This window comes from Vibrio sp. Vb1337, assembly GCF_033338715.1.
Classification (GTDB): Bacteria; Pseudomonadota; Gammaproteobacteria; order Enterobacterales; family Vibrionaceae; genus Vibrio; species Vibrio alginolyticus.
In genome coordinates, this window is sequence record NZ_JAWOTD010000008.1 from 96,857 (window position 1) to 118,617 (window position 21,761).

The 21,761-nt window shown below is 44.8% G+C and carries 21 protein-coding genes; 10 read left to right on the forward strand and 11 right to left on the reverse strand.

Translation table 11 applies throughout. The features are described from left to right. Positions 1–12: 12 nt before the first annotated feature. Positions 13–729 (reverse strand): FadR/GntR family transcriptional regulator, encoded by a 717-nt coding sequence (locus R7E42_RS11145; RefSeq protein WP_005388528.1) that lies wholly within the window; start codon positions 727–729, stop codon positions 13–15. A 560-nt stretch (positions 730–1,289) separates the two neighbouring features. Between R7E42_RS11145 and R7E42_RS11150 the strand changes: the two genes are divergently transcribed. From R7E42_RS11150 to R7E42_RS11165, 4 genes are all read left to right on the forward strand, one after another. Beyond that, a complete protein-coding gene (locus R7E42_RS11150) occupies positions 1,290–2,009 on the forward strand; it encodes a FadR/GntR family transcriptional regulator (RefSeq protein ID WP_005388529.1) in 720 nt (239 codons plus the stop codon). A 141-nt stretch (positions 2,010–2,150) separates the two neighbouring features. Next, complete coding sequence (locus R7E42_RS11155) at positions 2,151–4,013, forward strand: putative nucleotidyltransferase substrate binding domain-containing protein (protein ID WP_017634232.1); 1,863 nt, start codon at positions 2,151–2,153, stop codon at positions 4,011–4,013. Continuing rightward, positions 4,013–4,729 (forward strand): 3'-5' exonuclease, encoded by a 717-nt coding sequence (locus tag R7E42_RS11160; RefSeq protein ID WP_054574340.1) that lies wholly within the window; start codon positions 4,013–4,015, stop codon positions 4,727–4,729. The genes R7E42_RS11155 and R7E42_RS11160 overlap by 1 nt, the downstream gene beginning before the upstream one ends. A 685-nt stretch (positions 4,730–5,414) precedes the next feature. Continuing rightward, on the forward strand, positions 5,415–7,196 hold the full coding sequence (locus R7E42_RS11165) for a sodium:solute symporter family transporter (protein ID WP_031781211.1): 1,782 nt from the start codon (positions 5,415–5,417) through the stop codon (positions 7,194–7,196). Positions 7,197–7,538: 342 nt separating this feature from the next. Here R7E42_RS11165 and R7E42_RS11170 read toward each other — a convergent pair whose 3' ends face one another. From R7E42_RS11170 to R7E42_RS11180, 3 genes are all read right to left on the reverse strand, one after another. Further along, positions 7,539–8,165, reverse strand: coding sequence for a hypothetical protein (locus tag R7E42_RS11170; RefSeq protein ID WP_054578994.1), 627 nt, complete (start codon positions 8,163–8,165; stop codon positions 7,539–7,541). A 326-nt stretch (positions 8,166–8,491) separates the two neighbouring features. After that, complete coding sequence (locus tag R7E42_RS11175; RefSeq protein WP_206971209.1) at positions 8,492–8,812, reverse strand: DOPA 4,5-dioxygenase family protein; 321 nt, start codon at positions 8,810–8,812, stop codon at positions 8,492–8,494. Positions 8,813–9,208: 396 nt separating this feature from the next. Continuing rightward, positions 9,209–9,403 (reverse strand): hypothetical protein, encoded by a 195-nt coding sequence (locus R7E42_RS11180; RefSeq protein WP_127891143.1) that lies wholly within the window; start codon positions 9,401–9,403, stop codon positions 9,209–9,211. 65 nt (positions 9,404–9,468) lie between these two features. Here R7E42_RS11180 and pdhA point away from each other — a divergent pair, with 65 nt between their 5' ends. The 3 genes from pdhA to R7E42_RS11195 are packed head-to-tail and all read left to right on the forward strand — an operon-like array spanning position 9,469 to position 12,684. Next, positions 9,469–10,563: a pyruvate dehydrogenase (acetyl-transferring) E1 component subunit alpha gene (gene pdhA, locus R7E42_RS11185; protein ID WP_025998586.1), complete on the forward strand. Its 1,095-nt coding sequence runs from the start codon at positions 9,469–9,471 to the stop codon at positions 10,561–10,563. Continuing rightward, positions 10,556–11,539 carry an alpha-ketoacid dehydrogenase subunit beta gene (locus R7E42_RS11190; protein WP_042521051.1) on the forward strand — a complete coding sequence of 328 codons (984 nt, stop codon included), beginning with the start codon at positions 10,556–10,558 and terminating at the stop codon, positions 11,537–11,539. The genes pdhA and R7E42_RS11190 overlap by 8 nt, the downstream gene beginning before the upstream one ends. Continuing rightward, positions 11,536–12,684 carry a dihydrolipoamide acetyltransferase family protein gene (locus R7E42_RS11195; protein WP_005375831.1) on the forward strand — a complete coding sequence of 383 codons (1,149 nt, stop codon included), beginning with the start codon at positions 11,536–11,538 and terminating at the stop codon, positions 12,682–12,684. Before R7E42_RS11190 ends, R7E42_RS11195 begins: the two co-directional genes overlap by 4 nt. A 67-nt stretch (positions 12,685–12,751) precedes the next feature. Here R7E42_RS11195 and R7E42_RS11200 read toward each other — a convergent pair whose 3' ends face one another. After that, positions 12,752–13,717, reverse strand: a complete 966-nt coding sequence (locus tag R7E42_RS11200; RefSeq protein WP_318072666.1) for an electron transfer flavoprotein subunit alpha/FixB family protein — start codon at positions 13,715–13,717, stop codon at positions 12,752–12,754. A 137-nt stretch (positions 13,718–13,854) separates the two neighbouring features. Here R7E42_RS11200 and R7E42_RS11205 point away from each other — a divergent pair, with 137 nt between their 5' ends. Further along, on the forward strand, positions 13,855–15,516 hold the full coding sequence (locus R7E42_RS11205; RefSeq protein ID WP_137282560.1) for an electron transfer flavoprotein-ubiquinone oxidoreductase: 1,662 nt from the start codon (positions 13,855–13,857) through the stop codon (positions 15,514–15,516). A 59-nt stretch (positions 15,517–15,575) separates the two neighbouring features. Here the strand turns inward: R7E42_RS11205 and R7E42_RS11210 are convergent, their stop codons facing one another. Further along, positions 15,576–16,460 (reverse strand): LysR family transcriptional regulator, encoded by an 885-nt coding sequence (locus R7E42_RS11210; protein ID WP_005388553.1) that lies wholly within the window; start codon positions 16,458–16,460, stop codon positions 15,576–15,578. Positions 16,461–16,577: 117 nt separating this feature from the next. On the opposite strand from R7E42_RS11210, the gene R7E42_RS11215 reads away from it, so the two are divergent. Continuing rightward, positions 16,578–17,249 carry a type 1 glutamine amidotransferase domain-containing protein gene (locus R7E42_RS11215; protein ID WP_318072667.1) on the forward strand — a complete coding sequence of 224 codons (672 nt, stop codon included), beginning with the start codon at positions 16,578–16,580 and terminating at the stop codon, positions 17,247–17,249. A gap of 84 nt (positions 17,250–17,333) precedes the next feature. Here the strand turns inward: R7E42_RS11215 and R7E42_RS11220 are convergent, their stop codons facing one another. Beyond that, on the reverse strand, positions 17,334–17,981 hold the full coding sequence (locus R7E42_RS11220; RefSeq protein WP_258624110.1) for a glutathione S-transferase family protein: 648 nt from the start codon (positions 17,979–17,981) through the stop codon (positions 17,334–17,336). 118 nt (positions 17,982–18,099) lie between these two features. Between R7E42_RS11220 and R7E42_RS11225 the strand changes: the two genes are divergently transcribed. Further along, entirely contained in the window at positions 18,100–18,930 is an 831-nt protein-coding gene (locus R7E42_RS11225; RefSeq protein WP_085568967.1) for a LysR family transcriptional regulator, read from the forward strand. Between the two features lie 9 nt (positions 18,931–18,939). On the opposite strand, the gene R7E42_RS11230 is transcribed toward R7E42_RS11225, so the two are convergent. The 4 genes from R7E42_RS11230 to R7E42_RS11245 form a co-directional block, all read right to left on the reverse strand. Continuing rightward, the gene (locus tag R7E42_RS11230; RefSeq protein ID WP_213905235.1) at positions 18,940–19,512 is read right to left on the reverse strand and encodes a protocatechuate 3,4-dioxygenase; all 573 of its coding nucleotides are present in this window, start codon (positions 19,510–19,512) and stop codon (positions 18,940–18,942) included. Between the two features lie 136 nt (positions 19,513–19,648). Next, a complete protein-coding gene (gene artM / locus R7E42_RS11235) occupies positions 19,649–20,317 on the reverse strand; it encodes an arginine ABC transporter permease ArtM (RefSeq protein WP_005388569.1) in 669 nt (222 codons plus the stop codon). Continuing rightward, positions 20,314–21,003, reverse strand: a complete 690-nt coding sequence (artQ, locus tag R7E42_RS11240) for an arginine ABC transporter permease ArtQ (RefSeq protein ID WP_005388570.1) — start codon at positions 21,001–21,003, stop codon at positions 20,314–20,316. Before artQ ends, artM begins: the two co-directional genes overlap by 4 nt. Before the next feature lies 1 nt (position 21,004). Continuing rightward, a complete protein-coding gene (locus R7E42_RS11245; protein ID WP_005390934.1) occupies positions 21,005–21,748 on the reverse strand; it encodes an arginine ABC transporter substrate-binding protein in 744 nt (247 codons plus the stop codon). Between the last annotated feature and the right edge of the window lie 13 nt (positions 21,749–21,761).

Here is a 21,761-nt window from a genome sequence, read left to right on the forward strand (position 1 = left end):
GTACGCAAGCTCTTAACTATTCACGGCGTCGGAAAGCCTCTGATTCTCATCATTTAACAGCGTTTGAGAGGCTAAACGAGCTTGAAATGAGTTTCCGACCATAATTGCATCATAAATTGCACGGTGCTCATTAAGGCAGAACCTCCCTCCTTCAACTGACTTGTCAATAAACACCTTAAATATGGTCGAAAGTATATTGCTGAAGGGAACGTAGAATTGATTATCGGTACAAAGGAATATCGTTTGATGAAACAAATGATCGTTAGCAATCCACTCATCATAATCGTGACATCGTGCTGCCATCGTCATTCTTTGAAATACAATTGACAACAGCTTTCTTTGCTCAGCATTGGCATTTTGGGCTGCCAGCGCACACGCCTCTGGTTCTATGGCTTTACGCAATCCTAAAAACTGAGATAGAAACGGCTTAGTATCTTCTAAATCTTGGATCCACTCTAAGAGTTGAGGATCAAGAAAATGCCAATAGTTTCTTGGTAGTACCGTAGTTCCAACTTTTGGTTTAGAGATAATTAAGCCTTTAGCAGACAGCAACTTCGTCGACTCTCGTAGTGCTGTCCGACTAACACCAAACAACTTACACAGTTCTATTTCACTCGGGAGCTTCTCATTTTGACTTAATTCTCCTGACAATATTTTGCAAGAAATCTGTCTTGCTACTTGTACATGTATCTTGTGATTTGAATTCCCGAGAAGTGAAAACTCTGCCATCTATATTCCTCATTGCCAGCAGCCTAAACGACTTGTTTAGCTAATAGTTAGAAAAGGCCAAATGAAACACGCTTTGAAGGCGGAGACTTTCTGTGTAAATGTAAAGCACTGTTATTTAGCGTCTAAAATCTAACGATCTTATGAATATGATTTTTACTCGCGAGGTATATTGGCCAAACTCAATATTGAATGGTCGAGTAGTAACATCATGCACACCGATCTTTAGTATATAATAATACAATATCACTTTATTTAACAAGAAACCTGATCTTCTATTCAAATTGTGTGCTGTGTATTGAAAATCAGTGAGTACAATAAGTAGGCGCGACTAGAGTTAACTAACATATTGAGCTAACAAATAAATAAGGAATGATGTAAGAATCGGTGGCCTCATCTGTTATACGCTAAGTATCATAATCATGAAGGCTTCATAAAGCAGTCGGAGATTCAAAATGGATTTGTGAAGACAGCTGTTATTACGTAAACATCTTCTTGGTGAGCTACACTTTGGATGATATAGTCCAAGCTTAAATAATACAATTTTAACGATAAGTGATTTTATGTCTGGTGAATTTCATTCTATCTCCGGTTCCAAGCGCAGCTTACATGTACAAGTAGCTCGCGAAATTGCTCGTAGCATTTTGTCAGGCAAGATCCCTCAAGGGTCCATTCTTCCAGGAGAAATGTCCCTGTGTGAACAGTTTGGTATCAGTCGCACAGCTTTGCGTGAAGCCGTAAAACTTTTAACATCAAAAGGTTTACTCGAGTCACGTCCAAAAGTTGGTACTCGAGTCATCAACCGAGCGTACTGGAACTTTTTAGACCCACAATTAATTGAATGGATGGACGGTCTAACAGAGATAGATCAGTTCTGTCATCAATTTTTGGGGTTACGACGCGCGATAGAGCCTGAAGCTTGTGCACTCGCAGCGAAAAATGCCACTGCGGAACAGCGAATTCAGCTATCAGAAGCATTCCAAGATATGTTGGAAGTCGCTAAAGCAGACGAACTGGACAAAGCGCGTTGGATGGATGTAGATATTCGTTTCCATAGCATTATTTTTAACTCCACCGGAAACGACTTTTTCTTACCGTTTGGGCATGTTCTGACTACAATGTTCATTAACTTTATTGCACACTCATCTGAGGAAGGCAATACGTGCATCGAAGAACATCGTGAGATTTATGAAGCAATAATGGCAGGCAATGCTGAAAAAGCACGTCAAGCTTCGGCTAACCACTTGTTGGAGTCAAAACATCGCTTACCCGAAGCCAGTTAAGCTTGGGCTTGGGCGATCTAATAACTAGGCAAAAGCACGCATCTCGCGTGCTTTTTTAATTTCGTTTCCTCCAATTCTTTATGGCACACCATCAATATTTTGATATATAGTAATACAAATGTATTTTGAGAATGTTGTGTTATGACCGACTCGCTACTGCCAAATATCATACAGTTTATCAGCCAGATTGATCCGTTTGACAAGGTACCTAAAGGTGCACTTCGCGAGCTTGCTTCATCTGTTAAGATCACTTATTTAAGCAAGGGGGATGTTGTTGATCAGTATTCTTCTAAGAACGAAAAGTCACTTTATATTATTAGAACTGGCTCTATCGAACAGCGTAAATCTGATGGCATATTGAGAGCTAAACTTGGTCCGGAAGATTTGTTTGGCTTCACTTTTCTTGGTAACGAAGTCGAAAGCGGAAAAGAATACAAAGCAATTGCAATCGAAAATTCATTAGTTTATGTAATTCCAAATGCTGCGCTGAAAAAGTTGTGCACTTCTCATCCTGAATGTGCTGAACATTTTGCATCACAAGCTCAGGTACGGCTAAAGTCAGCATTAGATGTCGTGTGGTCTAACAAAGAAAAAGGGTTGTTTATTCGGCGTGTAGAGGAAGTCGCTAGTGGTCGAGTTGCAATTGTAACCGCTGAGCAATCCATTCAGTCAGTCGCCAACGAGATGATCGATAAGTGCTCTCCCTGCGCTGTCGTTTATCGTGATAATAAAATAGTTGGACTGATTACCGACCGAGATATGACAAAGCGAGTCATCGCCAAAGGATTAAGCATCTCAACACCAGTCGTCGAAGTCATGTCGCCTGATCCTAAAACAATTCATCCTGACGATTTAGTTCTGCACGCAGCCTCCATTATGATGCAGCACAATATAAGAAACTTACCCTTAGTCAGAGACAATAACGTCGTTGGCGTTTTGACCACAACGCACTTGGTTCAAAACCATCGAGTCCAAGCTATATTTTTAATTGAAAAGATCAAATATGCTGGCAGTGTCAAAGCGTTGTCTAGTTTTACGTCCGAGCGCCAAGCTATTTTTGAAGCATTAGTCGAAGGACGGGTTTCACCAGAAATCATTGGTAAAGTGATGACCATGATTATGGATGCGTACACTCGTAGGTTAATACAAATAGCCATTGATAAGTTGGGAACACCTCCCTGTGACTTCTCTTGGATTGTGGCAGGCTCTCATGCTCGCCAAGAAGTACATATGCTGTCAGATCAAGATAGCGCCATCGTATTAGATGATTCGGCAACAGATAACGACCGTATCTACTTCAAACATTTAGCAATGATAGTAAGTAATGGTCTGAATAAATGTAACTATCCATTGTGTCCAGGGAAATTTATGGCAGCGACCCCTAAATGGTGCCAGCCTCTCTCTGTTTGGAAAAAGTACTATAAGAAATGGGTGGCAAATCCTGAATACGAGCGCCTCCTCAATATCAGTGTCTTTTTAGAAATCCGAACCGTTTATGGAAACAAAGACTTTGAACAGATACTTCGCGATGAGCTTCACTCTAACATCAACGCTAATAGAGAATTCCTTACGATGTTAGTTAACGATGCAGTGAAAACAAACCCACCGCTAGGAATATTCAATAGCCTAGTATTACAAAAATCGGGAGAGAACAAGAAAACGCTCGACGTAAAAAAATACGCGATTAATCTAATCATTGATCTTGCAAGGATTTATGGTCTTGCAGTTGAATGTGACCTCACTGCAACTGATGAGCGTTTTAAAGCAGCCAACGAAAAAGGGCTGCTCAGCCATGACGCGTACAAAAATATAATAAACGCATATCAATTCATCTTGTCGTTTCGATTTGCCCATCAATTAGAAGCACTAAAAAGTGGAGATGAGCCAAATAACCACATTGACCCCAATACGTTCGGTAGTTTTGAACGTCAACATTTAAAAGACGCGTTCCGCATCATTGCAGATCTACAAGAAGTCGCCAAACTCCGTTTTGGGAGCCGATAATGAAGCGCTTACTTGAGTACTTTCATCCATTGACACGAAAAAATCGTCAGAGACAAAAGCACTCTAAAAAGAAGCACATCCCTCTTTATCTTAAAAAGCTGCTTCGCTCGCCAAATCTGGACATAAATCAACGAGCTTTTGACACTGAGTTCATCGTTCTTGATCTTGAAACAACTGGCTTAGACAGTGAGGAAGAAGTCATTCTTTCCATGGGCTGGGTAGAGATTCGACAAGGCCATATTGACTTAGCAACAAGCCAACACCTTTATGTACATAGCGACTCAAAAATCAAGCCCGAAACCATAGTTGTTAACCATATTACCCAACAAATGCTGACTGATGGAATCTCTATTCATGAAGCAATGCGGACATTCTTTAAAGCAGCAGAAAACAAAGTTATTGTTGCTCACGGATGTATAGTCGAAACTAGCTTTATTAATCAATATTTACAGCGAGTTTTCAACATAAAAGAGTTGCCGCTCATTTGGATAGACACCTTGCGAATAGAAAAAAGGTTACAAAGAGCTATCAATGCTTCCGATGAATCAGATGTGACTCTAGCAGCGACAAGGGAACGTTACGGGTTACCCGCTTACAACGGCCATAATGCACTTGCAGATGCAATTGCAACTGCAGAGTTACTATTAGTTCAACAAACCCGTATCGCACCTCAGACAAAAGCGACAGTCGGGCCCCTTTACCGACTTAGCCTGTAATCATCCAGATCACAGGCCTATTTGCTAAACATGTTCTCTGTCACAATTTGGTATCATCAGCATTTACCTTAATTAATAATACAATATCATTAATGGGGCGACGTTAGCAAAATGCAGCGAATAGCCATTGTCACTTGCCAACATCAGAGCGAGTGTAAACTGATTAGTTGCTCCATATCATAACTACATTTTAGAGAGTTTAGCATTGCATGTGCGCAATGATTGTCGAAGATCTAGCAGCGTTACATAAACAACCGAATTCAGGTGATGTCCCCTCGAACGTCATCTGCAGTGGTTAGTAATCATGTAAAGCCGCTGTTGCGAACTTCAGCCGACAGCTCGCGGTACTACTACCGTTTGGCCCATGCAGTACAGGCTTGCATGGGCTTTTTTTTAACAATCCTACATCAATCGATGTTATATCCCTCTGCCAGATATGCATAAATCCGCGTCCATTCTTATTAGAGGACTTAAGATTCTTTATAAGTATATTCATAGAACCCATGCCTAAACTCGACACTTTTAGCAGCTTCAGAGAAAAGCAATATCTGACACCGATCACTTGTATGATTAATTAAAGGGTTTATTACGCCTTACTGGTCACGGTTTTGAGTTATTGTACTACAAATAAGAGAGGCGAACGTTACTATTACTTAGGACAATAAACTACTTCAAAGGTCTAAAGATGGAACTCAATACTCTCATTGTGGGCATCTATTTTCTATTCTTAATCGCAATAGGTTGGATGTTCAGAACTTTTACTAGTACTACAAGCGACTACTTCCGAGGTGGCGGCAACATGCTTTGGTGGATGGTTGGAGCAACGGCGTTTATGACTCAATTCTCTGCTTGGACATTTACTGGCGCCGCTGGTAAAGCCTACAATGATGGTTTTGCTGTCGCCATTATTTTCCTTGCAAACGCGTTTGGTTACTTCATGAACTTCGCTTACTTTGCACCGAAATTTCGTCAGTTACGCGTCGTAACTGTCATAGAAGCCATTCGTATGCGTTTTGGTACAACAAACGAACAAGTATTTACTTGGTCTTCGATGCCAAACAGTGTTGTCTCTGCAGGTGTATGGCTTAACGCCCTTGCTATTATAGCTTCAGGTATTTTTGGTTTTGATATGACAGCAACCATCTGGATTACCGGTTTAGTTGTACTTGCGATGTCGGTAACTGGCGGCTCTTGGGCGGTTATCGCCTCCGATTTCATGCAAATGGTCATCATCATGGCGGTAACGATCACATGTGCAGCCGTTGCTATTGTTCAAGGTGGTGGCGTTACTGAAATTATCTCTAACTTCCCAGTCGCAGAAAGTGGCAGCTTTGTTGCAGGTAACAACCTGAACTACTTAAGCATCTTTAGTATTTGGGCGTTCTTTATCTTCGTTAAGCAGTTCTCTATTACAAACAATATGTTGAACTCTTACCGTTACCTAGCTGCAAAAGACTCTAAAAATGCAAAAAAAGCAGCTTTGCTAGCATGTGTATTGATGCTGGGTGGAGTTTTCATTTGGTTCATGCCTTCTTGGTATATTGCAGGCCAAGGTGTTGATTTAGCGGCAGCTTATCCAGATGCTGGTAACAAAGCAGGCGACTTCGCGTACCTATACTTCGTTCAAGAATACATGCCAGCAGGTATGGTTGGACTTCTGGTCGCTGCAATGTTTGCTGCTACGATGTCCTCTATGGACTCTGGTCTTAACCGCAACTCAGGTATTTTCGTAAAGAACTTTTATGAACCGATCGTTCGTAAAGGCCAAGCATCAGAGAAAGAGCTAGTCGCAGTTTCTAAAGCAACATCGGCGGTATTTGGCGTTGCAATTATTCTAATCGCGCAGTTTATAAACTCTCTAAAAGGTCTGAGTCTATTCGACACTATGATGTACGTTGGTGCGCTCATCGGATTCCCAATGACAATTCCAGCGTTTTTAGGCTTCTTTATCAAGAAAACTCCAGACTGGGCAGGTTGGGGAACTCTAGTCGTGGGTGGCATCGTTTCCTACCTTGTTGGGTTTGTTATCACAGCTGATATGGTGTCATCGGCGTTTGGCCTTGAGGAGTTGACTAGCCGAGAATGGTCTGATGTGAAAGTAGCAATAGGTCTAATCGGACACATGACGCTAACTGGTGGCTTCTTCATGTTGTCGACTCTATTCTACAAGCCTCTAACTGACAAACGCCAAGCAGATGTCGATAAGTTCTTTGAAAACCTATCAACGCCTCTTGTAGCGGAATCAGTGGCACAGAGAAAACTCGATAACAAGCAACGTCAAATGCTGGGTAAACTTATCGCGGTCGCAGGTATAGGTGTCATGTTTATGGCTCTGCTACCTAACCCAGTATGGGGGCGCTTAGTGTTTATTCTATGTGGTGCCATCGTCGGAGGTGTTGGTCTACTACTTGTAAAAGCTGTGGATTCAAGCGCTGAACAAGCCTCTGAACCTGTGACAGAAAGTTAAATCTCTTATTCTAATAAACGCGGCTATTCTTTGGCCGCGTTTTTTAATTCTAAGTTCCCAGTACGAACACTTCACCCTTTTACGAAGACATATCATCTTGTCTAGGGTTATCGAATTGCAGCTTTATTTTGTCATTTGATAAGGCTAAACCAGAACGTGATAATCTGATCGAGTTAAAAGTGCAGCCTACCTTGCTTAAGTAAACGCCCCAAAAATACCTGATGAAGTAAAGATCTCGGCTCGTATACTTTGTTGCCACTTCGTGATTTAGACTCGCTAGTCCTTTACATCACTACCTAGTCTACAAGCCAAACTATTCCCGCTGAACAAACCATCTCGGGATTACTTAGGTACACTATTTTCTCTTTTTGCAGATGGCACAACAACCGCTACCAATAAAGCTAACAGCAGGAACACAGGGCTAAGCATTAATCCATGCCAGATTGAATACCCATCATGGAACAGCCAGAATATACCAAGCGTCAGTAGGTACGAAAAGTAGCTGCAAAACACCAAGCTAATCGCGACAAAGCGCTTTTGATTAATAATAAGAATCCGCACTAGATACTGGCTAAGAATACCGGAGCAGCGCATGGCAAGTTGCCAATTAATGATAAAGAAAGCAAGCGCAATAAACCCAGCTACGACCAGTGCATCATGCGTACTTAAAATGAAGTAGCTACCAAATCGGCTTATGATGATCGGATAATCGCCTTCGTATATCGTTGACCAAGATATTGCGTTCGCTGCTGCTACGTAATTGGCAAAATAAGCAATGGCGTAGAAAGTCGTTTGAGAACTGAACGGCTGAAATACGTCTGTACAAAACCCTCGCCATTCTTCTTTGTTGGCGGTAGGCCCAACCCAGTCACGTTTTTTTTGAGCGGTACGCCCGGCAAACGCAGGCTCGTTGCGAAACAACAGCCAAAATATATAGAGTGCAAGTATAACCAAGAGTATCGAAAACATACCCTTCCCCCTCAGAAATTATCGGCGCCACTGCCAATGGCGTTGGGGTCGTAAACTGCACTTCCCTGCTATACCTATTTGATTTATCAAAGACTTATTATTTTATTACCACCAAAATTCATTTAATGGCATGCTAAACAGCAACATTTTCACGCTTTGTGCGTGAAGTTCGAAAGCCTACTTTTAGGTTTAGCACAAAAATAACTACAGCAAAGCGTAAGAGAGGGATTCCGCACCCATCAATGAAGATGAGGCGTTAAGCAGAAGCTGCGACCGCAATGAGAAGAGAAGGATTCAAAGCGGTCATGCATGGGCGAGAAGAGCAACTATTTCTCTAACTTTTCTTCAAATACACCAATCTCTCTGCCCAACCAAATCGCGCGTTCTGTGTGATCGAGCAACTCATCTTCGCTTACTGGGTGAATAAGCACAGAAAAATCGCCTCGAATCGTATCAAGCCACGCCAAGAACTCTTCACTCAATGATTCTAGGTGAATTTCAAACATCGGCATCTTGTGTGGGCCAACTAACCTTCCAACTAATGGAAACACACGCAGCACATCTTGACGCTCTTGACGGATGATCTCGTTCAAGGCTTGCGCTTTATCTTGTTCTCTTAGGGGAAAATAAACATGAGCGTGGTACATAACTTCTCCATAATCACTTCCGCTTGAGCACCACCTACTTTGGATAAGCTCAAGGACTGCCGAGGGTATACATTTGTAATGCCGTCACCCTACCTTGATTCCACTCAGTTGGGAAGAAGTTATGCATTCTCATAAGGTCGAGGCTTCGAGCACAACAAAAATTTGCAATTCATCATATAGCAACTGTTTGAGTTGATTCATTAATAATGACTCACTTTGTCAAATTTTACAGCCAAACTTTGTTGCAAATATGTTTCATTAACCAGTAATTAAATTCGATTTTAAAAATACCACCAACAAAATAGCAGCATATTACTCTGCAAAATCAGGGTGTAAGCAAAACTTTACTACTGAGCGAAAGTCAAAATGAAGCATAATTTAACAATTTGTTTACACTTATTGTATCTGGCTATACCACGATTTAGTTAGAGGGTTAGATACAGAAAAGCCTTTCTCTGTATCTTGCGGTGAAATAGTCGCAGCGATGTTATCGACAAATAGTTTAAGGGACGAACAGATGCCTACCGCTATCGAAAGCACACGCAACCTTAGGTATGGCCTTTGCGCTGATATCAGAGTTTGAGTACCCATACAAACTCTGGTTTTGTATGAACAGCTGCAGTCCAAAAGACCCGCAGCGTCAAAAGGAGCTTGAGATGAACGTTCAGGCATTACCCATGCATCGGTTTATCGACCATCGTGGGGACCTAGTCGGCCAACTACCCAACTGGGCTGACACTGAAACATTGGTCGGGTTTTACCGAGATATGGTATTAACTCGCACTTACGACAACAAAGCAGTTGCCTTGCAACGCACCGGTAAGCTAGGGACCTATCCCTCACACTTAGGCGCGGAAGCCATAGGCATTGCGGTCGGCAGAGCACTTAAAGCCGATGATGTGTTTGTCCCTTACTACCGCGATATGCCTGCGATGTGGTGTCGTGGCATTGGCATGGAAAAGAACCTTCAATACTGGGGTGGCGATGAGCGCGGGAGTGATTTTGCTCCTGAGGGCAGTCCGGTTCCTAGCCGAGACCTTCCCTACTGTGTACCCATAGCGACGCAATGTACGCATGCTGTCGGGGTGGCTTCCGCGCTAAAAATTCAAGGTAACCATGAAGCTGCGCTAGTCATGTGCGGCGATGGTGGTACATCCAAAGGGGACTTTCTTGAGTCAATAAACTGCGCAGGTACTTGGAATATTCCACTTGTTTTCGTCGTAAACAATAACCAGTGGGCAATTTCAGTGCCGCGTAGTCTCCAATGTGCCGCCGATTTCTTATCAGAAAAAGCGCAAGGTGCAGGTATACCGGGTATTACTGTCGATGGTAACGATGTCGTCGCCGTTTATGATGCAACTAAAACCGCCCTTGAGAGAGCAAGAAAAGGGAAAGGCGCAACACTCATCGAAGCGGTGAGTTACCGACTGAGTGACCACACTACGGCCGATGATGCGACTCGTTATCGTAAAGAAGATGATGTTCAAACTGCATGGCAATACGAACCTATCGCACGTCTTAAAACGTATCTCCTTAATCAAGGCGCTTGGAGCGACGAACAAGAACAGCAATGGCTAGATTACTGTAAAGAGCAAGTAGAGTTAGCTGTTGAACGCTATCTGAGCTTACCGCCACAAGCACCAGAAACCGGTTTCGATTATTTGTATGAATCGCTACCTCAAGAGCTTCATGCACAAAGAGATGAACTCATCAACAAGGCAATGAGAATGCAGGGAGGCAGACATGGCTGAGCTAACGTTGGTTGAAGCAGTAAACCTTGCCCTGCACCACGAAATGCAACAAGACCCCAATGTTGTCGTATTAGGTGAAGACGTGGGCGATAATGGTGGTGTATTTCGTGCCACTGTTGGACTCAAGCAAGAGTTTGGTCTTAAACGAGTCATCGATACGCCACTCGCTGAAGCCTTAATCGGCGGGGTTGCGGTCGGTATGGCAACGCAAGGATTACGACCTGTCGCCGAATTTCAGTTTCAAGGTTTCGTTTTTCCTGCGATGGAGCACTTAATGTGCCACGCGGCTCGAATGCGTAACAGAACTCGCGGTCGGCTCACTTGTCCCGCGGTTTTCCGTGCGCCATTTGGCGGCGGTATCCACGCTCCGGAACACCACTCAGAAAGCGTGGAAGCGTTATTTGCTCACACTGCTGGATTTAAAGTGGTGATTCCTTCTTCTCCACAACGCGCATACGGCTTACTTCTCGCTGCAATTAGAAGCAATGATCCCGTCATGTTCTTCGAACCGAAGCGCATATATCGCACCGTTAAATCTGAAGTCGTTGATAACGGCGAAGCACTCCCACTCGACACCTGCTTCACCTTACGCAAGGGGCGAGATATCACGCTCGTTACTTGGGGCGCATGCGTCGTAGAGTCACTTCAGGCCGCGCAAACCTTGTCTAGTCAGGGAATTGAAGTCGAGGTGATTGATTTGGCGAGTATTAAGCCAATTGATACCGCGACGATTTTCAGCTCACTAGAAAAAACTGGACGTTTACTCGTTGTTCATGAAGCGAGTAAAACTTGTGGTGTGGGATCTGAGCTATTAGCTCGAACCGCTGAACACGCCATGTGCTTACTTAAAGCCCCACCTAAACGAGTAACTGGAATGGACACCATTATGCCTTATTACCGTAACGAAGATTATTTCATGGTTCAGAAAGAAGACATTGTGACCGCAGCGCGCGAACTCGTGGAGGATTGGAAATGAAGACGTTTAACTTACCCGATCTCGGCGAAGGCCTCGCTGAATCAGAAATTGTAAAATGGCACGTTAATGTCGGTGACATGGTTAAATTAGATCAAGTGATCTTAACCGTAGAGACAGCAAAAGCGACGGTCGACGTCCCTGCCCCCTATTCGGGCCGTGTGGTCAGCCGTCATGGTGAGGAAGGTGAAATCGTCAATATTGGTGCATTACTGCTAGAGATTGATGAAACAGGTGCCGGGAGAGAAGTAACGGCAGAGAAAAAAGCCACTGCTGACGCCGCAACCGTCGTCGGTAGCGTTTCTCACCAAGCGCATCATGTTAACGTTGATGATTTCTGGATTGGTGGCAACCACAACACGACAGAAAGTAACCTCGTTACCGCCCTGCCTTCGGCTCGCTTGTTGGCACAAAAACTTGGGGTAGATCTTAACCTTGTGTCAGGTAGTGGCCCGAACGGACTTATCGTAGATGCCGATATTTACGACGAAGCCGGAAAACAGCGTCCAGGCACCGAAGTTTTGAAAGGCGCTCGACGTACCATGGTATCGTCTATGACCGAATCGCACGAACATGTTGCTGCCGTAACCATTACGGAAGAAGCATTGTTGGAAGATTGGCTGCCAAACGAAGATATCAGTATCCGCCTTGTTCAAGCGATTGTTCATGCGTGTCAAGAAGAGCCCGCTTTAAACGCTTGGTTTGATGCCGAAACCATGACACGCTGTGTACACACAACGGTCAATGTAGGAATTGCAGTAGATAGCCGTCATGGATTGTACGTACCAGTCTTGCGCCACGCAGATGAATACGAGCCACAAGATGTTCGTCGTTGGCTCGATCAAACCGTTGAAGGGATCAGAGAGAGAAAAATCGGTCGTGAGCAATTGCAGCACGCGACGATTACGCTTTCCAACTTCGGCGCGATTGCCGGTATTTACGCAACACCTGTCGTCACACCGCCACAAGTCGCTATTGTCGGCGCGGGCCGAATACTCGACCGAGTAGTGATAAGAAACGGTCAAGCAATTTCGGTGAAAGCAATGCCGCTATCCGTAACGTTTGATCATCGCGCTTGTACTGGTGGTGAAGCTGCAAGGTTTACGAAAGTACTTGCAGAGCACCTGCAACGTCCGAGCGAAAAGTAACTTATTAAAATCAAATGATAAAGGCTTCCAGTCCGGAAGCCTTTTGTTTTAGGAAGCAAGACTATATCTACAGCTTCTCTAACAGCTCAGGCATTACCACAAACAAATCGTCGACCAATCCATAATCTGCAATGTCAAAAATAGGCGCATCAGGATCGCTATTAATTGCAACAATCACCTTGGAATCTTTCATTCCCGCCAAATGCTGGATCGCGCCAGAAATTCCGACGGCAATGTATAACTCCGGTGCAACAATTTTGCCGGTTTGCCCGACTTGATGGTCATTAGACACATAGCCCGCATCGACCGCCGCTCGTGACGCCCCTACCGCTCCACCTAGCTTGTCAGCCAATTGTTCTACTAAAGCAAACTTCTCTTTACTCCCGAATGCACGCCCCCCCGACACCACTACTCTAGCCGCTGGCAATTCTGGTCGCTCACTTTCTGGCGTTTGTTGCGAAACAAACTCACTAAGTTTATTGATAATCACCGTGTCGACTTGAGTAAGCTTAGGGACAACTGGCGTGTCAGATATCTCTGCGGCATCAAAAGCCGTACTTCTTATGGTCATCACTTTATAGGGGTCATTCGACGTGACTCTCGCCAATGCATTTCCAGCATAAATTGGACGAATCACCGTATCGATAGACTCGATTGTCATCACGTCAGAAAGTTGACCAACATTAAGCAACGCCGCCACACGAGGCATCACATTCTTACCAAATGTACTGGCAGGAGAAAGAATGTGTGAGTAGTTTTTGGCTACTTGTGAGATCAAAGGTGCGATATTTTCCGCTAAGCCATGTTCATATCCCTTCGCATCAACCCAGATAATTTCTGCAACACCCTGAACGCAATTCAACTCATCCAAAACTGATTGGCACTGATAACCAATAAGCAACACAGAAACAGGAAGCGATTTATCATCATCCTTAATCTCAAATGCCGCTTTAATTGCACACAGCGTCCCTACAGCCAACGATTGGTTGTCATGCTCTGCGAGCACAAGTGTTGCTAATGGTCGGTCTTCCATGGTCATGCCTCATATAACACGTCAGATCCATTACTTGAGCTTAGTCCACTTCACGTTAACGTCAACTGAGCTATAGTTTTCTGTATAGAAACCAAAACCTGTCACGCAGATGACGATAATAGAAAGGAAGCATAAAGATGGAACGAGAATGCATGGAGTTTGATGTCGTGATCGTGGGGGCCGGACCTGCAGGCTTAAGCGCCGCTTGTCGGCTAGCTCAACTCAGCCAAGACAGTGAAGGTGACGCACTTTCAATTTGCGTTGTAGAAAAAGGCTCAGAAGTGGGCGCACATGTTTTATCTGGCGCTGTTTTTGAAACTAGTGCCTTAGATGAGCTTTTCCCCAATTGGAAAGAAATGGACGCCCCGCTAGCAGCCTCGGTTCAACGAGATGATTTCCTTTATCTTACTACTGAACAAAACCATATTCGCGTTCCCCACTTCCTTACACCGCGTCCAATGATAAATGGCGAGAATAATTACGTAATTAGCCTTGCCAACCTTTGCCGTTGGCTCGCTAACCAAGCAGAAAATCTTGGGGTGGAAGTTTTTCCGGGCTTTGCCGCTGCAAGCATCAATTATGATCAGACTGGCGCCGTGACAGGCATTAACACGAGCGATATGGGACTAGATAAGAACGGCCAGGCCAAACCTAACTTTGAACCAGGTATCGAACTAAGGGCAAAATACACCCTTTTTGCTGAAGGTTGTCGCGGACATCTGGGTAAAGAACTTATTCAAAGGTTCGACCTAGACGCAGGAAAGCAACCACAGCACTACGCGCTTGGCCTAAAAGAGATATGGGAGTTACCCACTGACAGTAAGGATGTATCTGGCAGTGTTATCCACTCCGCTGGCTGGCCCTTGAGTGAAACAAATACCACAGGCGGCGGTTTTCTCTATCACATGGAGAACAACCAAATCGCCGTGGGGCTTATTGTCGACTTGAATTACAGCAATCCTTACTTGAGTCCGTTTGACGAATTTCAACGCTTTAAACACCATCCTGCTATTGAACCACATTTGAAAGGTGCTCAGCGCATCGCTTACGGCGCAAGAGCCATTGCGAAAGGTGGGCTTTCCTCTCTGCCGAGACAACAATTCCCTGGCGGTTTATTGATTGGTTGTGATGCGGGGACTTTGAACGTTGCTAAAATTAAAGGCAGCCACACAGCAATGAAATCCGGAATCATTGCAGCAGAAGCGGTACATACGGCCCGACAAACTGGAGCTTCTGAGCCAGACTACCAGTCGTTGTTTGAATCATCATGGTTGTATGACGAACTCGCCGAAACGCGTAACTTTGGTGCGAACATTCATAAGTTTGGCAGCATACTTGGCGGTGCTCTTTCGACTTTTGAACACAACCTGTGGCAACCACTGGTTAAGAAGCCGTTACCTTGGTCTATCAAGGACTATTCGCACGATCATGAGCAGTTAAAACCTAAACAAGAGTGCCACCCAATTGCATACCCAAAACCAGATGGTGAAATCAGTTTTGATAAGCCTTCGTCGGTATTTTTGTCGGGAACACAGCACGAAGAGAATCAACCTTGTCACCTTGTTCTGACTTACCCTCACATTCCAATTGATGTGAATTTAGGTATGTATGACGAACCAAGTCAGCGCTATTGCCCCGCTGGGGTTTACGAAGTGGTGGAAGTGGACAATAAGTTGAAGTTTCAGATAAATGCCGCCAACTGCGTGCATTGCAAAACCTGTGACATCAAAGATCCTTCGCAAAACATCACGTGGAAAGCACCAGAAGGTGGCGGTGGACCGAGCTATCAAAACATGTAGATACGTTAGTATGTTGACGATCTAACAAATGGATAAACAAACCGATTGGCAGAGCCTCATTACTCCTGCCAATCGGCAAAATGATCAAGCAAGAAGTCGATAGCCAATCGCGCTCGTAGTGGCAGAAAGTGACGATTCTGATAAACAATCCAGCTGCTGTTACCACTTCCCCAATAGGGCTCTAGGATTGGCACCAAACGACCAGACGAAATAGCATCGTTGAAACTGCTCTTCGGTAAGTACGCCACACCTAATCCTTCTGCACAGGCTTGCAAGACCGTGTGTGCGTTATTGCTCTTCCATCTGCCCTGCACTTTTACGCCATCTAAAGGCTTGCCGTCTTTTTCAAACAACCAAACGTCCTTATTGGCAATAATGCAGCTATGACGCTTGAGTTGCTCTGGGTGCGTTGGTAAACCATGTTCATCGAGATAACGCTGACTGGCTGCCGCTGCCATGGGACGATCCACCAGCTTTCTCGCAACCAAGCCTGAATCACTCAACCTGCCGTAACGAATGGCAAAATCGAAACCATCTTCAATAAAGTTGACCATGCTGGTGTTGAAGTTAATTTCAACCGTGAGATTAGGATGTTGCTTGGCAAACGCCATCAAGGCAGGCGCTACATGGTTCTCAGAAAACGCACCAGCGGCACTCACGCGTAACGTACCACTCAACTGAGTTTGCTGCGTGGTGAGCTGTTCATTGGCTTGCTGAAGCCCAATCACCAATTCTTTACACTGCTGATAATACGCTTGCCCCGCTTCCGTTAGACTCACCATTCTTGTCGAACGGGCTAACAAAGCGACACCTAATCGCTCTTCTAATCTTGTGACTTGGCGACTGACATGACTGGTACTGCAACCTAACTGTTTTGCCGCTGCAGAAAACCCTAAGCTCTCAGCAACCGTAACAAACTCATTGATGCCTTCAAAACTGTCCATACTTACCTTTGCTATATAGCAATAATGTTTTGCCAATTAATCGTATTATCACTTATTTGTTTAGCAATTAGTATGAAGGTGTTCAACAAATACACGTAAGCCAAAAAGGAAACCATCATGAAGAAAGTACTCATCATTGTGACGAACCATGCGACCCTTGGTGAAACTGACCAAGCAAACGGAACTTACGCGCCAGAGCTCACTCATGCGCTTAGCGAACTAATAGATGCAGGCTTCGATTACGACATTGCCTCTATCAAAGGCGGGCAAGCACCACTGTACGGAACCGACATCGAAGGCGACGCAGTCAACGAGAAAATCTTAGCGGATGATGATTTCCAGAACCGCATCAACAACACGATTCCAGTGTCACAAATCAACGGTGACAACTATGATGCGATCTTCTATCCGGGTGGTTTTGGTCTTCTTTCAGACCTAGCGAGCAACGAAGATTTTGCCAAGATTTCTGCAAAACACTATGAAGATGGCGGTATTGTTGCAGCAGTTTGTCACGGTCCGGGCGCTCTTCTCCCTATCACGCTTAGCAATGGCGAAAAGCTACTTTCGTCTAAATCAGTAACAGGCTTCACTCGTGAAGAAGAGATCGACTTCGGCACCATCAACGATATCCCATTCCTATTGGAAGAATCTCTTGCACGCAGCGCAGCGCGCTACTCTAAAGTGCAACCATGGCAAGAGTTTGTAATTGTGGATGATCGTGTCATCACAGGTCAAAACCCAACGAGCGCACACGGCGTAGGCAGAACGATTGTTGAACACCTAGCTTAAACGCGCCGGAAACGACAACCATCCTAGAAGAGGAAAGCGTGCTTTGTCATGCTTTCCCTTGCTACAGGCGATCGCAAGATGCGCTTATACTTCTTCCCCTGCCTCGTCCTCTTCTACGATATCTGTTTCTTGGCTCGCCTCTTCCAGCCATTGCTGTAAAGATTCACTTGCTAGCACCTTCTGTTGGTATGCTTTAGCACCTTCCGATAGCTCGATGCCGTAAGTTTGGAAACGCAATACCACAGGTGCATACATGGCATCTGCAATAGACCATTCTCCAAACAACCAGCCGTTGGGATACCGCTTGGCTTGCTCTACCCAAATGGCGTCAATACGAGCAATATCTTTAAGCGCACCCTTCGTTAAGTCGACTTTTCTGTGTGCGCGGATGTTCATTGGAAGTTCGTTTCTTAAATCAAAGAAACCCGAATGCATTTCTGATGCAATGGCGCGTGCTTTAGCTCGTTCTGCGGAGTTACTTGGCCAAGCTTTACCTTGTAAGTATTGCTCGTTAACGTATTCCAAAATCGCTAATGAATCCCACACGGTTGCGTCACCATCCACCAAGGTAGGTACTTTCGCGGTTGGTGTAATACCTTCCAAGGTCTTATAAAAATCTTCTGTGAATAATTTGAGCTTGGTGACTTCGACATCTAGTTTGAATTGAGAAAAGATCAACCATGCGCGCAGTGACCAGCTTGAGTAGTTTTGATTAGCAATAAACAGTTTCATGACGCCTCCATGCGGTTCGTGTTTTGAGTACCCATTCACAATATCTGATTGTATTTAAGGGGACTAACGGATAGTTTTGATGGAACACTTCAACAAAAACGATGGATGAGTTTTAGATATGGATATCGATGCGTTACGCAGCTTTCTGGCTTTTGTCGAAACGGGAAGTTTCACTCGTGCAGCCAAGCAGATCAATCGCACCCAATCCGCGTTCAGTGCGCAAATGCGTAAGCTAGAAGACGAACTCAGCGTCAGTTTGTTTGAAAAAGAAGGTCGCAATCTTGTCTTAAGTGAAGCGGGATTAGCACTACGCTCTCACGCAGAGCAATTGGTTAGCTTGCACAATCAAGCACTGAAACAAGTGAAACGTTATGAAAATAAGCGTCCTCTTCGCTTAGGTTGCCCAGAAGATTACAACGACAATATCTTGCCTAAAGTCATCCGCGTATTACAGCAATCTGAGCCCACATGTTCGATTCAGGTCTTTAGTGAGCCGAGCATCACCTTGAGAGAAAAACTTGATGAAGGAAAGCTAGACGCCGCTATTGTGACAAGAGCACCGGACAGTGAGGAAGGTTACTGGCTAGCAAGCGACAAAGGCGTGTGGATTGCTCATCCTGATTTTGACATTGAGAACGCCCAACCTCTCCCTCTCGCCCTATTCCAAACCGACTGTAAATACCATGCGGCAGCAGTAGACGGATTAACCAAACGTGGCACTCCTTATCAACTACTGGCATGTTGCAATACGGCTTCTGCACAACGAGCAATTGTACGTTCAGGCATGGCTATCGGTGCGATGGGCAGTATTAGCGTTAGCGAGGATCTTAAGATCTTAGGCGATATGCCATCACTGCCTTCCGTGGATATAGTGCTGGTCACGGGTGTTGAGCCTCATCCAATACTGGACAAAGAATGCTTGGCGCAATTGGTTGAGTTGATGGCTTAACCGGATTCGCTAGCCAATCACAAAGTTAAATTCGCCCGTTAACCGCCCGTCGATTCGTATCGTTTCAAACTGTAGATAATCACGGGCTTTGCCACCCCACCATTCATCACCAGTATTGCCTTTTAAGTACAACTGAGTGGTCAGAAGCTCTTGGTTATCCCGCCACAACTTAACGTGAATGTGCGGTGGGCGAGAGGCGTAAGGCACAGGATACAAAGTCTGGAATAAGTAGCGACCATCCAATTGAGTTTCGACTGCGCCAAAGCCTGCAAAATGTGCATCAAACTTATCATTATTTGGCTGCTTAGGATGATCGTAAATCCCCTGCCCATCGCATTGCCAGATTTCTACTTTGATGCCTGAAACTGGGTTTCCAGATGTATCTACGACTTTGCCTTGCAGCACAATAGGTTCACCAAGCAAGCCCTCCGATTGCAGAATCAAGTTTTGACGAAGAGGAATGTCCACCACTGGATAAAATGGCCCTTCTGTTTGTGCTGGCGTTGGCCGCATTGGTGTTTTCGCTTTTAAAGAGGGTGCGAGCAACAATGTCCACAGCGCTAAAAAGTGTCTTCTTTCCATGATGCCACCAATGCAATTGCGTTGAATTAAGTTTGGGGGAACTTGAGGAATTTGCCATGACGAATATAAAAAATGCCCCTGCAAGAGAGTCATTTGCAGAGGCACTGTGGAACTAAATTGAGTGTTGATTGAAGGTTTATGCGGCTTCGAACGCCAATGCTTTCTTCTCTACCTGACGGAAAATGAGAGTTAGCACACCATTTACCGTTAAATAAAATGCACCTGCAATACCAAATACCGTCAACGTATCGTAGGTTTGTGCGTTAATGCGCTGCGCGTAACCCATCAAATCCATGATCGTAATCGTGCTTGCTAGTGACGTGCCTTTGAAGACCAGAATCACTTCGTTCGAGTAAGCCGGAACAGCGCGACGAATGGCGTATGGCAGCAGCACTTTCAGTGTTGCGGTTTTGTTCATGCCTAATGCACGACACGCTTGCCATTGACCGGAAGGAATCGCGTTAAACGCTCCTTTGAACAACTGAGTACTGTACGCCGCGGTATTGAGTGCTAGCGCTAACATCGCACAGAACCAAGGTTGGCTTAACCATGTCCAGAATACACTTTCTCTTACGGCATCAAACTGACCTGGACCGTAGTACACCAAAAAGATCTGTACCAACAAAGGCGTACCAGTGAACAAGGTAATGATGCCACGACTTACCCAATGCAAACCCGGAGTACGTAGGATCAGAGTCAGCGTCATCATCAAAGCTAAGAGACAGCCCACTACCAAAGAAGCGGCGGTCAATTGAAGGCTAGTGCCTAAGCCATCCAGCATTTGCCAAACGTGTTGTTCGTTCATGCGGTTGCCTCCTGTCCCATGCTCATGCCTTGAATTGAGAACTTCTTATCAATCAGTTTTACGGCACGTTGTGTAATCAAAGTAATGCCTAAGTAAATCGCCGCAGCAGTTGCGTACCATGTAAACGCTTCATGTGTCGCTGCAGATGTTAGCTGTGCTTGTTTCAACAAATCCGTTACTCCGATCAGTGATACAAGCGCGGTATCTTTCAGCAAAACCAACCATTGGTTAGTTAAACCTGGTAGTGCGTGTCTTACTGCTTGTGGCAAAACAATGCGAACAAAAGCATGTGCTTGACTGATGCCGAGTGCACTTGCTGCTTCTCTCTGCCCTCTTCCAACGGCTTTTAACGCGCCACGTAGAGTTTGAGAAGCATAAGAAGCGAAGATCAATGACAACGCCACCACGCCAGACAAGAACGGGCTAACTTCAATAAAGTCGCCGGTGATTAAAAACAGAACCTGAGTCGAACCAAAATAAATGAACAACACGACAAGGATTTCTGGCAAGCCACGCACAATCGTCACAAACGCCGTCATTGGCCATTTAACGAAAACGCGGCGAGACATTTCACCACTGGCGAATACCACTGCCAGAATCAAACCGACTAAAAGGCTTGTGAAGGCTAGCTGGACAGTCATCCAACTAGCTTGAACAAGCGATAAAGAGTAACCCGTTAGTGCCATATTACTTACCGAAGTACTTGTTGTAGATTACGTCGTATTCGCCGTTCGCTTTCACTGTTTTCAGTGCCGTGTTCAGCTTGTTCACTAGCTCGTCGTTACCTTTGTTTACTGCGATACCGAAACCGTTACCGAAGTATTTAGGGTTGGTTACGTGCTCGCCCACGTATGCTAGATTGTCTTCTTTCTTGAACCATTCAGCTACAACAGCTGTATCGCCGAATACAGAATCAATACGACCGTTCTTCATATCGATGAATGCGTCTTGGTAGCTAGAGTAAGGAACCGCTGTTACGCCCGGCATTTGCTCAATCAGGTAACTTTGGTGTGTAGAACCGTTTTGAACACCAACGCGCTTACCTTCTAGTGCTTTTTGATCAGCAACTTTTTCTTTGATAGAAACAAACGCAGCTGAGTTCTCATAGTATGCATTCGTGAAATTCACTTGCTCCAAACGCGCCTCGGTAATGTCCATTGCAGAGATAGCCGCATCGTAACGTTTGAATTTTAATGCAGGGATCAGGCTGTCAAAAGATTGGTTATGGAAGGTACATTTGGCTTCCATTTCTTTACATAGTGCGTTCGCTAGATCCACGTCAAAACCTTGGATTTGGTTGTTTTCATCCATGTATTCGAATGGTGCGTACGTCGCTTCCATCGCGAATTTGATCTCTTCTTGTGCTGCTGCGTTTGCTGCCATAGTTGCAGAAGAAAGGCCGATTAGTGAAGCTAGTAGAATCTTTTTCATTGCAATACTCCGT

Bases quoted from the DNA above. Each gene is read 5' to 3' on its own strand.
- R7E42_RS11145 (WP_005388528.1), bottom strand. From the start codon at position 729: ATGGCAGAGTTTTCACTTCTCGGGAATTCAAATCACAAGATACATGTA.
- R7E42_RS11150 (WP_005388529.1), top strand. From the start codon at position 1,290: ATGTCTGGTGAATTTCATTCTATCTCCGGTTCCAAGCGCAGCTTACAT.
- R7E42_RS11155 (WP_017634232.1), top strand. From the start codon at position 2,151: ATGACCGACTCGCTACTGCCAAATATCATACAGTTTATCAGCCAGATT.
- R7E42_RS11160 (WP_054574340.1), top strand. From the start codon at position 4,013: ATGAAGCGCTTACTTGAGTACTTTCATCCATTGACACGAAAAAATCGT.
- R7E42_RS11165 (WP_031781211.1), top strand. From the start codon at position 5,415: ATGGAACTCAATACTCTCATTGTGGGCATCTATTTTCTATTCTTAATC.
- R7E42_RS11170 (WP_054578994.1), bottom strand. From the start codon at position 8,165: ATGTTTTCGATACTCTTGGTTATACTTGCACTCTATATATTTTGGCTG.
- R7E42_RS11175 (WP_206971209.1), bottom strand. From the start codon at position 8,812: ATGTACCACGCTCATGTTTATTTTCCCCTAAGAGAACAAGATAAAGCG.
- R7E42_RS11180 (WP_127891143.1), bottom strand. From the start codon at position 9,403: ATGGGTACTCAAACTCTGATATCAGCGCAAAGGCCATACCTAAGGTTG.
- pdhA (WP_025998586.1), top strand. From the start codon at position 9,469: ATGAACGTTCAGGCATTACCCATGCATCGGTTTATCGACCATCGTGGG.
- R7E42_RS11190 (WP_042521051.1), top strand. From the start codon at position 10,556: ATGGCTGAGCTAACGTTGGTTGAAGCAGTAAACCTTGCCCTGCACCAC.
- R7E42_RS11195 (WP_005375831.1), top strand. From the start codon at position 11,536: ATGAAGACGTTTAACTTACCCGATCTCGGCGAAGGCCTCGCTGAATCA.
- R7E42_RS11200 (WP_318072666.1), bottom strand. From the start codon at position 13,717: ATGGAAGACCGACCATTAGCAACACTTGTGCTCGCAGAGCATGACAAC.
- R7E42_RS11205 (WP_137282560.1), top strand. From the start codon at position 13,855: ATGGAACGAGAATGCATGGAGTTTGATGTCGTGATCGTGGGGGCCGGA.
- R7E42_RS11210 (WP_005388553.1), bottom strand. From the start codon at position 16,460: ATGGACAGTTTTGAAGGCATCAATGAGTTTGTTACGGTTGCTGAGAGC.
- R7E42_RS11215 (WP_318072667.1), top strand. From the start codon at position 16,578: ATGAAGAAAGTACTCATCATTGTGACGAACCATGCGACCCTTGGTGAA.
- R7E42_RS11220 (WP_258624110.1), bottom strand. From the start codon at position 17,981: ATGAAACTGTTTATTGCTAATCAAAACTACTCAAGCTGGTCACTGCGC.
- R7E42_RS11225 (WP_085568967.1), top strand. From the start codon at position 18,100: ATGGATATCGATGCGTTACGCAGCTTTCTGGCTTTTGTCGAAACGGGA.
- R7E42_RS11230 (WP_213905235.1), bottom strand. From the start codon at position 19,512: ATGGAAAGAAGACACTTTTTAGCGCTGTGGACATTGTTGCTCGCACCC.
- artM (WP_005388569.1), bottom strand. From the start codon at position 20,317: ATGAACGAACAACACGTTTGGCAAATGCTGGATGGCTTAGGCACTAGC.
- artQ (WP_005388570.1), bottom strand. From the start codon at position 21,003: ATGGCACTAACGGGTTACTCTTTATCGCTTGTTCAAGCTAGTTGGATG.
- R7E42_RS11245 (WP_005390934.1), bottom strand. From the start codon at position 21,748: ATGAAAAAGATTCTACTAGCTTCACTAATCGGCCTTTCTTCTGCAACT.